The sequence below is a fragment of the Frankia sp. CcCS3 genome (genome assembly GCF_977927575.1).
This window is the reverse complement of sequence record NZ_CDWRCL010000162.1, coordinates 1,296-9,919: the sequence shown is the minus strand read 5'-3', so window position 1 is coordinate 9,919 and position 8,624 is coordinate 1,296. Positions and strand designations below refer to the sequence as shown.

General features: G+C 69.8%; 10 protein-coding genes and 1 pseudogene. 4 read left to right on the top strand and 7 right to left on the bottom strand.

What is annotated here, in order from left to right; translation table 11 throughout:
• Window positions 1–196 precede the first annotated feature (196 nt).
• Window positions 197–970 carry a hypothetical protein gene (locus AC08OQ_RS14065; protein WP_476600846.1) on the bottom strand — a complete coding sequence of 258 codons (774 nt, stop codon included), beginning with the start codon at window positions 968–970 and terminating at the stop codon, window positions 197–199.
• 384 nt (window positions 971–1,354) lie between these two features.
• Entirely contained in the window at window positions 1,355–1,570 is a 216-nt protein-coding gene (locus AC08OQ_RS14060) for a hypothetical protein (RefSeq protein WP_462186783.1), read from the bottom strand.
• 230 nt (window positions 1,571–1,800) lie between these two features.
• Between AC08OQ_RS14060 and AC08OQ_RS14055 the strand changes: the two genes are divergently transcribed.
• Window positions 1,801–3,765: a sensor histidine kinase gene (locus AC08OQ_RS14055; RefSeq protein WP_476600848.1), complete on the top strand. Its 1,965-nt coding sequence runs from the start codon at window positions 1,801–1,803 to the stop codon at window positions 3,763–3,765.
• A gap of 12 nt (window positions 3,766–3,777) precedes the next feature.
• On the top strand, window positions 3,778–3,978 hold the full coding sequence (locus AC08OQ_RS14050; RefSeq protein WP_462186787.1) for a recombinase family protein: 201 nt from the start codon (window positions 3,778–3,780) through the stop codon (window positions 3,976–3,978).
• 46 nt (window positions 3,979–4,024) lie between these two features.
• On the opposite strand, the gene AC08OQ_RS14045 is transcribed toward AC08OQ_RS14050, so the two are convergent.
• From AC08OQ_RS14045 to AC08OQ_RS14035, 3 genes are all read right to left on the bottom strand, one after another.
• Window positions 4,025–4,369 carry a BlaI/MecI/CopY family transcriptional regulator gene (locus AC08OQ_RS14045; protein ID WP_462186788.1) on the bottom strand — a complete coding sequence of 115 codons (345 nt, stop codon included), beginning with the start codon at window positions 4,367–4,369 and terminating at the stop codon, window positions 4,025–4,027.
• A gap of 351 nt (window positions 4,370–4,720) precedes the next feature.
• Window positions 4,721–4,981, bottom strand: coding sequence for a hypothetical protein (locus AC08OQ_RS14040; protein WP_476600851.1), 261 nt, complete (start codon window positions 4,979–4,981; stop codon window positions 4,721–4,723).
• Between the two features lie 463 nt (window positions 4,982–5,444).
• Window positions 5,445–6,368: an acyltransferase family protein gene (locus AC08OQ_RS14035; protein WP_476600852.1), complete on the bottom strand. Its 924-nt coding sequence runs from the start codon at window positions 6,366–6,368 to the stop codon at window positions 5,445–5,447.
• Between the two features lie 922 nt (window positions 6,369–7,290).
• On the opposite strand from AC08OQ_RS14035, the gene AC08OQ_RS14030 reads away from it, so the two are divergent.
• Both AC08OQ_RS14030 and AC08OQ_RS14025 read left to right on the top strand, forming a co-directional pair.
• Window positions 7,291–7,560, top strand: coding sequence for a hypothetical protein (locus tag AC08OQ_RS14030; protein WP_476594105.1), 270 nt, complete (start codon window positions 7,291–7,293; stop codon window positions 7,558–7,560).
• On the top strand, window positions 7,557–7,925 hold the full coding sequence (locus AC08OQ_RS14025) for a type II toxin-antitoxin system PemK/MazF family toxin (RefSeq protein WP_476600854.1): 369 nt from the start codon (window positions 7,557–7,559) through the stop codon (window positions 7,923–7,925). Before AC08OQ_RS14030 ends, AC08OQ_RS14025 begins: the two co-directional genes overlap by 4 nt.
• Window positions 7,926–7,995: 70 nt before the next feature.
• Here the strand turns inward: AC08OQ_RS14025 and AC08OQ_RS14020 are convergent, their stop codons facing one another.
• Together AC08OQ_RS14020 and AC08OQ_RS14015 are read right to left on the bottom strand one after the other, a co-directional pair.
• A complete protein-coding gene (locus tag AC08OQ_RS14020) occupies window positions 7,996–8,142 on the bottom strand; it encodes a hypothetical protein (RefSeq protein ID WP_476605163.1) in 147 nt (48 codons plus the stop codon).
• A gap of 138 nt (window positions 8,143–8,280) precedes the next feature.
• Window positions 8,281–8,457, bottom strand: a pseudogene (locus AC08OQ_RS14015) (IS66-like element ISFsp10 family transposase); the annotation flags it as partial.
• Between the last annotated feature and the right edge of the window lie 167 nt (window positions 8,458–8,624).

Genomic DNA, 8,624 nt, shown 5'->3' with positions numbered 1-8,624 from the left:
CCCGCAGCGAGAAGAGCTCGACCAGGAAATCCGCCACCAGTGCTCCCTTCACGCAGCTCCGCGCTCGAGCGCAGAGGCCGTGCCGCGACGCAGATAAGCTATCGGAGCCGACCGGGACGACACGCGGCGCGCGCACGTACCGACCCGCACGGACGCCTGGGCCACAGCGCTCCGGTCCAGGCGCGGGCGGGCATTTTCAGCACGGATAGTCCGGTTCCTCCCAGTGCCAGCCGCAGGGGTTCACCAGGAAGAGTTTGTCCTCGACTTCACTGTCCTCAGCCGTGACGGCCATCGAGAAGTGATTGTCCACTCCTTCCTGTAGTCCCCCGGGCCACCCGGCCGCCAAGGCGGACCACAGCAACCGCAGAACCTCGGCCGGGGACCCCGCCGTAGGTAGTCCCAGTGCCGCCGCGAGTTCGACCAGCCCGTTGGTCGCCAGCGTGGGGTTCTCCGCGTTGAGCCACCACACGATCTGGTATCCGGCGGCGCGTCTGTGAGCGTACTCGACTGCGAGCTGGGTCTTGCCCACACCTCCCATTCCTCGCAGCGGCACAACAGCGATTGCCTCCGCGTCGGGTTGACGCAGGCGGCCGTCCAACGCCCGGAGAAGGTCGTCGCGGCCGGTGAAGAACGGGTTTCGGGCCGGGACGTTCCAGATCCGCGGCAGCCGCCGGGGGAACTCCGCTCGGCCCGGAAAGGTGACCGGTGAACCGGACCCACGTAAGCCCGCCGACACTCCGTCGAGAAGCCGGCGGCGAGCGTCGTCCTCTTCCAACCCGAGCAGCTCGATCCGGGTCGGCGGCGCGTACAGCTCAGGGATCGAGCAGTCAGCCACAACCACCGGAACGACGCGGCCCGGATGGTCGCTCGCGAACGCCGCGGTGTGCTCGGCTTGGGAAAGGCGCTGGGCGAAGTAGGCGTCGGTGTAGACGGCCACTACCCGCTCAGCCAGCGGTGACGAGAAAAGCATGCCGGTCGGGTCCAGTACGGCCCGGCGCCGCCACTGGCGGGACGGATATGGCTGCCGACCCAACCTATCCCGCGGCCTGGCTCATGGTACCTCGATGCCCTCGCTGCGGAGGAGCTCGGCGGCCTCGTCGGAGCTGCCCGCCTGCCGACGCCCGGCGGTGGGCCGAGGCCGAACTCCTCACGACGACCTCGGACCACTGCGGGTCGTCCGTGCGGGTGGCTCCCGACCCTGCCTGGCGACACGCCGGTCGTCGGCCGACTTTCCGGCGACTTTCCGGGGCCCTGACCTGGCGGTGCACCCCGGAAGTCGACACAGCAACAACGGATATCCTCGACGTAGCCCGTTCAGACTAGTTTGATCTGACTATCCAGATGGTCGCCAGACCTACCGGCAATCATGATCATCTGGATCCTCGCGCCGAGGGTGGGCGACGCGCGGGGCGCTCTGGCCGGGGGTCGGCGTGTAGGGCACCCGGGGCTGGACGGCGTAGGTCAGCGCCGCTGTGAGCGCCGGAAGCCAGCCGAGGTAGTACGCGCTCACGGCCACCAGCGCCATGGCCGGGAGCGGGGCCAGCAACATGCTCGTACGGGTTGGGGGCATGACGTACGTCCTTTGTTATCGGGTGTATGGCTAGTTAATTTTGGGGATGTTTTATCGTCTGCCTGATCCCCCGACAAGTGCCGTAACTTCGCATGTCAATAGAGACATTCGGGAGTACACAGCAATGTGCGTCGCAACCCCGCACCACCACCGGCGACGGTCTTTCTCCAGATGGTGTCGCAACCGTCCACCGGTACTGTCGCTACCCGGTGGAGGTAGCGACAGTATCGGTGGATCGCCTGCCCACCAGGGAAAATAGGGCCGCGGTGACCGGGAACCCGAAGGATCAGGGCGGTCGCTGGCCTGCCATCGACAACGGAGTCTCCCGCGACCACCGGTGTCTTCTGCTGTTCTTCCACCTCCTGCACGCCCTCTACCAGGTGCCGTGGAAGTCCTGCTGTTCGCTGCCGGTGGGCGACCCCGGTCACGACGCCGAGAAAAAGAAGATCGAGCGGCGGTTCACAGGGAAAACGAAACTCGACTGGGACCAGATCGTCTGCTATCTGAACAAGCTTCCGGAGCCCGACCGGGAATCCGCGACGCTTACGGCTTTCTGCCTGTTCAAGCGGTGGTGCGAAGGGTCACGGGCCGGGCGGACCACGCTGGCGAAGGAGGAGGCAAGCCGCGCGTTGGAGGCCGCCGAGGCCGCGACCGCGGACCGGGACTGGCCCGCGGTCGCCTGGCTGTTGGCGATCCCCGTCGCCGGCATGCCGGTGACCACCACCTCGCCGATCGCGATGGTGCCGGCAGCCGCGGCCGACCCGCTGGTTGCGACAGCCGAGGTTTCGGTGGCCCCCACACGGGCCACACGAGCGGCCCACGTTCCCCGAGCGGACCTGGAGGAGGTGGAACGCCAGCTCGCCGCCGCCCTGGAGCGGGCCCGACAGGACGGCGAGCGGGCCGAGGCTGCGGACCAGCGGCTGGAGGAAGCCGACCGGGTACGCGGCGACCTACGCGCCCGCCTGATCGAGCTCGGCGCCCGGTGTCAGCAGGCCGAAGAGGACCGCGACGCCGCGCTGGCCACCGCCGCCGCCGCGCTCGCCAGCGCCGACGCAGCCGACGCCGACGCGACCGAGGCTCGCGCTCTCGCCGCGGCGGCCAGCGTCGCCCAAGCCGAGGAGCGTGAACGGGAGGCCGAGGCTCGCTGGGTCGAGACGGCAACGCTCCTCACGGTTACCGAGGATCGGGCGGTCGAAGCCGAGCGGCTGGTCGAGCATCTGCGCCGGCGGGAAGCCCACCTCACCGCCCGCGTCGCCCTCCTCGAGGAACAGGCCGCCGCTCCCCCCTCAACCCCCGGCCCGTCCCCGGCACCGGCCACGCCCTCCCCTGACGCGGAGACACCCGTCAGTGGGGCATCAGCCTGGCGTCGGCGGCCGTGGTTGTCCCGGCGGCCGGAGACCGTCATCCGCCGGGGCACCGATGAGGACTACCGCGCGCACGTCCACGAACAGGCAAGCCTGACCGCGCGGCTGGAAGAGACCGACCGGCTGCGCCGCGATCTGGTCGACACCGTCGCCCACGAGTTCCGTGCCCCGCTTGCGGGTATCCGCGCTGTCCTGACCGATGCCCGCAGCGGAGAGGCGGAGGGCGGCACGCTGGCCGGCCGGCTCGACACAGCGATCGACAGCACCCGCCAGCTCGAGCGCCTCCTTGAGAGCATGGTCACCGCGACGACCGCCGCGCACACCGACATCAACGCCAGCGATCTCACCGCGGCTCTCGCCGATGTCCAGACCGTGCTGCACACCACCCACACCGGCTGCCTGGTCGTCGTGGACGCCCCCGCATACCTACCTGTCCGGATGGACGGTGCCACTCTGCGCCGGCTTCTGGGTGACCTCGTCGACACCGTCCTGCGTTCCACACCAGCCGGGGCCCCGGTTCATATCGGCACCGACCTGATCATTCTCCGGATCCGTACACCCACCCGCGTCCTTCCCGACGACACCGAGGCCAGCGCGCTGGCAGCCCCCTCCGCAGCGGGAATCCGCTACGTCATCGAGCAGGTCGTCTCCGCCCACGGCGGCCGGCTGCGTACCGACACCCTCTACAACGATGGCGTCTTCGACATCCTCGAGATCGAGCTTCCCGCCGCCGGCATCCCTGCGGTCCCACCGCTCGGCGCGACCGCAGCCCTTCACCGTCCTCGCGATCCGGCCGCGGCCCCCGCGACCGCGACGCCAGCCCGAACGTGAGAGCACGGATCGTTGTCGGGTATTTTTGGCGCCGTGCTGATCGGCTACGCGCGGGTTTCGACCGCGGACCAGAACCCCGATCACCAGGTCGACGCGCTGCTGCGTGCCGGCGACACCCTCAAGGTCACCCGCCTGGACCGGCTCGGCCGCTCCCCGCTGCACCTGGTCACCCTCGGCGCCGAGCTCACCTGGCTTCATGCTCACATCTTCTAGCCGTTTCTAGCCGTTTCTAGCCGTTTCTAGCCGTTTCTAGCCGTTTCTAGCCGTTCTCGTGGTGCTCTCCGTCGGCGAGTTCCTGGCGGAGGACGTCGCGGTGGTGCGGTGGGAGGTGGCGGGCGAAGCAGCGCAACACGGCGCCGGGATCGTCGCCGCGGCCCAGGAAGTTCATCATCTGTTCCGCCGCGTGGTCCTCGGCGCGCTGCAGCGGACGGTAGGCGAATCCCCGGCCGTGCGGCGCGCGTTCGGCGAGTCCCTTGGCCACCAGCCGCAGCAGGGTGGTGGCGACCGTGCTCTGCGCGAGCCCCCGACCCAGCCGGCGCTGAACCTGGAAGGGCATCAGCGGTTCGGCTGCGGCCCAGAGCAGGGCCAGGACCTCGCGTTCCAACTCGCCGGCCGCACGCCTCTGCGGGACCGGCCTGACTGGTGCAGACATGGCGACTACGGACATGGTGACTCCGCGGGTTACTGATCAGTCCCGAGACGTCGAGGTGGCCGTACCGTGGCCGTACCGATTCGGGCGGCCGGGCACACCGGCCCGTTTGTTTCGTGGGGAGCCGGACGATCTGCCACGTCACCGGACGCACGTGGACATGGAATGGGGATGCCGAGGATGGCCACCGGGTGCCACGCGGGTGCCAGGCGCGGGCGGCGGATCGAGGGACGACACGATCCGGCCCGCGACGCGGGCAAGGGGGTTGGTGGATCTGTGGGATACCGGGGCCGGCCGTCGGACCGCTCAGAGCATCCCATGGACCGGCGGGCCCCGACGGATGACGATGTAATGCAGCAGGACCGGCCGACGGGTCCGTCGCCGCGCCGGCAGGCGTGTGACCGGGTCGGGAACGAGGAGTAGGACGCGGCCGTCACGGCGCCGCAGGCGCCCGGCGGCGCGTCGTACGGCGGCCGCGGCGCCCTGCGCGGCCCGCCAGAGCAGGTTTTCGCCGAGGGAGAGCCAGCAGGCGAGCCCGAATGCGGCGAGCAGATGCGCCACGAGCATGCCCGGCCCCCGGGCAACAGGTCCAGCCCCACGCCGGCGTGGGGCTGGAGGCCGGCCACCTGGCCGGTGCCCCCCGCGAGGGTGGGCGCGAGGCCGGGGGAATGCGCGAGGCCGGAAGGGTGGGATCCGGGGGGGACGGTGACGGTGAACGCCACGTGCAGACCGGCCTGGACGGCCAGCACCAGTCCGGTGAGACGCCTGCGTGACATCCGTCGGGCGGACACCCCCCAGCAGACCCGGGCGGCGAGTACCAGCCCGATGACCGCCATCAACAGTGACGGGGTCATCGCGCAGGCGGCCGTGTGGGCGGTGACGGCCAGGCCGACGGCCACGGCGGCCACCAGGACGGACCGGACACCTCGCCCGACCGTCGTCGCGGCCCAGATCACAGACCCGCGCCTCACATTTCGCATCTTAGAAGATCCATCTGTGGGGTAGAGCGTTGCGTCGGCCTTGGCGGGGGTCAACGGCTCCGCGGGACGAACAGGTGCGCCGCGCCCGCGTCCGTTGAACGTCTTGGCAACGGCGATTGCCAGGATTTCAGCGCAAGGGCGGGTGCTTCGATGGCATACCAGCTTGCGAGGGCGGCGAGGGAGGTGACGGCGAGGGAAGCCGCGATGTGCACGACGACGGCACCCGTACCGATACCCGCATCGGCCCCGGCTTCGAGCAGGAGCAGTTGCAGCGGCCAGGCGTAGACGTAGATGCCGTAGGACAGATCGCGACGCGCCCCCACCCGCGACAGCCCCCGTCCGGTTCCGGCGTACAGCAGCAGGTAGGCCAGCGGGGCCAGGGCGAGGGGCCGGTAGGCGTGGGGGATGAGCAGGCCCGCGGCGAGCAGGGCCGCGGCGGCGATGAGTAGGGCCCGGCTGCGCGGGATGCGGTCGGCGTAGAGGAACATCGCCGCCCCGATGAGGAAGACGGCCGTGTACTTCAGGATGTGGGAGTCGGTGAGCCGGTTGGCGCCGAGGACCACCCCGCCGACGGCGAGGGTGAGGACGAGCCCGCGGCGGCGGCGCAGAATCCCCACCGCGCCGAAAACGCCGACCATCAGGTAGCACAGCGATTCGAAGAACAGGGTGTGCAGGGGGCCGTCCACGGCCTGCCCGGCGCGTAGGTCGCCGATATTGAACTGGTTCATCTTCAGCGCCGCGTTGACGAGCAGGTAGCGGACCGCCGAGTCATGGCCGGTCCAGGGGTAGCCGGCGGTGGTGCCCCGGTCCAGGCGCCACAGCAGTGGACCGATCGCGACGGCGGTCAGCGCGAGACAGACCCAGAAGGCAGGCACGACCCGCAGGAACCGGTGCCAGAGGAAACGGGCGGTGGATGGTGCCCGCAGGTGGCTACGGGTGATCAGGAAGCCGCTGAGGAGGAAGAAGCCGTCCACGGCAAATGTGCCGAGGTCGGGGCGCCGGGCAGACGTGTCAACGGGTCCGGTTCTCCCCGGACGAACAGCCATGAGTGGGACACGAGCACCGCGCCGGCCAGGATGAGGCGCAGCGCGTTGAGGTTGTTGCGGTGAGGATCAAAGGCCGCGGCCAGCGTGCCGGCCCTGGGTGTGGGTGTGAGCACGGGTATCGGCTCCGCTGGTGGGGGACCCGGCGGGGAGACACGGCGAACGGTGGGTGCTGATCGGTCATGCGGTGTGGTCCCTTTCCTCCGGACGTTCCTTTCCCGCCGGACATCCGTTTTCCGCGGACGTCCGGCGCCGGGGACGCTGCTCGGCCGCCCGCCTCGCGGGCGCTCGTCACGCACCGGCACCATTCAACCCTAACGTAAGGGTAGTGTTTGCTGTGCGTGTCATGATGTATGCGAAAGCCGCATCCGGTGACGTGTTCCGATCGGACCACCGTTTCCCTGTGCCGCGTGGTCCGGCCGGCGGCCCCGGCCATCCCCGGGGCAGGCGCTCGATACGTCGTTCCGTCCGAAGCCGGTCCGATGGTCAGGGCACGTGAGTGGTCAGGGCACGTGGCTGGCCAGGGGACGTGGATGGTCAGAGCAGGTGCACGCCACCCGGGATCCCGGCCGGGTGCGCATCGGCCGGTCGGGCGCGGGCGACGCTTGACAACATCAACGTTCGTCCGAGCGTATGTCTGGCGCGGGGAACGGCGATCTGAACCGTGCCCGATCAGGCCGGTGCGGCTGGAGACCTGCGACCGGGCATCGCGCCCCGTAGGCACCATCGCGCCGAGCATGGGCGACATGGGCGATGTGGTCGTCCCACAGCACCGCACTCGAGGACAAGCCGCGCTGTCGTAGGTCGACCTACTGCCATAGCTTGACCTATAGCAGGTGCCACACTGGAGTGTATGGCTACGACATCTATGCAGCTGGACAGTGGGCTACGCGACGAACTGGCGGAGATCGCCGAGCGGGACTTCCAGGGCGTGCCGCTGGGCGAGGCGGTCCGGCGCCTGGTCAAGGAACACAAGATCAACCGCATCATGCGGCGGTACGAGGAACTGCGCGCCAACCCCGAGGAGTGGGCCAGCTACCAGGCCGAGGCGCGGCTGACCGACGACGCGGCCGGCGACGGCCTGCCGGATGCACGTGAGGAGTACCCGGAGTACCACCGGTGAGCCGGGCGCTGAGGCTCGCGCCCTGGCAGGTGTGGCTGGTGTGGCTGGTGGACTTCGGTCAGCCGATCGGGCACGAGCAGGGCGGCCCGCGCCCGGCCGTGGTGGTCGGCTCGGCGACGCACTGCCGGTTCCCGATCGACATGGCCCTCGTGGTGCCCCTGACCGCGCGTGACCGGGGCCTGGACCATCACGTGCGCATCGACTCGCCCGAGTCCGGCCTGGACCGGCCGAGCTGGGCACGCACCGAGGAGATCACGGCGGTATCCACCCAACGGTTCACCCGGTCCACACCGCTGGGCACCGCGTCGGCCACCGAAATCGCCAAGCTGAGCGAGTGGCTACGCGAGATGGTCGCCTTCGGCTGACCCGCCGCGGGTACGGTTGGCGAGTCGCGCAGGTTCGCCACGTCACCTCCCCGTCCCGTTCAGCCCGACATCAGCGTTGCCGCCGCAGCGTCCAGAACAGCCAGTTCCCGGTGGCCGCGCACGTGGCCACGTCCCAGCCCTGGCCGCCGAGGTCGGACAGTACCGTGACCAACTCGTCGTAGCTGCCGGGGAACGTCCGCTCCTTGCCCCGGGGCATGTTGGCCCGGATGGATCCTTGGTCCCACAACCATTCCACCGTGGCGAACTCGTAGGTGAAGATCGTTTCTCCCGCTCCGGTCGGTTACAGCAGAGGATAACGGCCTTGAGGGTAGCGGCCTTCCGGGCCCGGGCCGCTGCGGACCGGCAGGTGCTGCGCGCACACCAGCCACGCCGCCTGCGCGAGCAGGCCCGGCCCGTAGCCGACCCGGCCCGTCACCCCCGCCGGGGTGTCCCCGCTGGTGGTCGCCGCGCAGCACGGGCAGACCCTGGCCACGACCCGGTACTCGGTCACGTGCGGCCGTGGCAGCGGAGGCAGGACGCCGAAACGACTACCACACAAGATCCGGCGAACAGCCGGCCACCCACGATGACCCCAGCTGAACAGCCACCCCGCAGCGACACCAATCGCATCCAGCTCAGCATGTTGTTGGGGGTCGATAGCCGCACGCAACGCGCTGGAACTATGGGGACGTAATGAAG